This window comes from Vibrio sp. 10N.261.55.A7 (assembly GCF_002877365.1).
GTDB lineage: Bacteria > Pseudomonadota > Gammaproteobacteria > Enterobacterales > Vibrionaceae > Vibrio.
In genome coordinates, this window is record NZ_MCWZ01000053.1 from 1 (window position 1) to 1,384 (window position 1,384).

The following is a 1,384-nucleotide window of genomic DNA, read 5'->3' on the forward strand; positions in this document are numbered from 1 at the left end:
AAAGCGCTACTTGATGAAAAAAATGATGGAGATAAGCAGTAATGACATTATTTTGGGTCGCTTCTGTATTACTGGTTTTGTTTGCATGCTTAATGATTGTGCTTCCCGTCATTAAAAAACGAACCAATGACGATCAAAGTGCGAGAGATGAGCTAAATAAGGCATTTTTTAAAGATCGCTTAACAGAGCTTGAAGAGGAAGATAAAGAAGGTTTAGTCGATGATCAGCAAGAACTGATCTCTGATCTCAAGCAGTCTTTGCTCGATGATGTTCCGAGTGATGCTCAAGTTGGGAAAGAAACGCCGATTTCACCTATGTTGTTTGTGGTTCCATCGATACTGCTTGTGATTGCATTGTCATATGCTACGTATGCTAAATTCGGTGCTATGGATAAAGTGATAGAGTGGAATGAGGTGACAAGCAACCTTCCAGAACTGTCTAAAAAGTTGATGAACCCTGAAGGGGTCATGTTAACTGACGATGAAATGGATGATCTGACACTCGGCTTGCGTACACGTTTACATGCCGATCCTCAGGACATGACTGGATGGATGCTGCTTGGCAGAATTGCGCTTGCCAATAGAGATGTAGAGACAGCATTAGGTGCGATGAAGCGTGCTTACCGTCTTGATACCTCTGACCAAGATGCACAACTTGGTTTTGCTCAAGCACTCATGATGTCACCAGATGAGACCGATCAGAATCGCGCACGTTCAATGTTGAATAACTTGATTCAACAGGATTACGTCGATCTTCGTGTATTCTCATTGTTGGCCTTCGATTCTTTCGAGCGCAATGATTATGCTTCAGCTGTGAAGTATTGGAGCATCATGCAAAAAATGATAGGTCCAGAAGACAGCCGTTTTGAAATGTTATCGCGTAGCATTGAAAGTGCGCAGAAACGCATGGGTATCACAACCGAACCAGCGACATCACAGAGTCTTGAATCTGCACATGGCGAAGGCTCTCAGCAGTCACTTCAAGGCAGTTCTGCAGCGATTACGATTTCGCTTTCTGATGCAGTTAATCTAAATAGCGGTGTTGCACTTATTGTATCGGTTCATAGTGCTGATGGCATGCCAATGCCGGTTGCTGCCGCACGCTATCCAGTGGGCAGCTTTCCAAGAACGGTTGTGATTGATGATGGGAATAGCATGGTCGAGGGTCGTAACTTCTCTGACTTAGAGTCCTTTATTGTGCGTGTTCGTATCGATAGTGATGGCAACGTTTCTACAAAAGAGGGTGATTGGCATGGCGAAAGTGCTGTCACTCAAATGGGCGAATCAGTTAACGTGGTGATCGATCGACAGTTTTGATAAATAGCCCGCTGTTCTATAAAACAGTTTAAAATGAGCGTTTGTATATTAAGGCCGATGTATAACAT

Annotated in this window: 1 protein-coding gene; it reads left to right on the forward strand. The window is 43.6% G+C overall.

All coding sequences use genetic code 11. The features are described 5' to 3' along the window. Positions 1–41 precede the first annotated feature (41 nt). A complete protein-coding gene (gene ccmI, locus BCU12_RS04765; RefSeq protein ID WP_102403220.1) occupies positions 42–1,316 on the forward strand; it encodes a c-type cytochrome biogenesis protein CcmI in 1,275 nt (424 codons plus the stop codon). Positions 1,317–1,384: the final 68 nt, after the last annotated feature.

Bases quoted from the DNA above. Each gene is read 5' to 3' on its own strand.
- ccmI (WP_102403220.1), top strand. From the start codon at position 42: ATGACATTATTTTGGGTCGCTTCTGTATTACTGGTTTTGTTTGCATGC.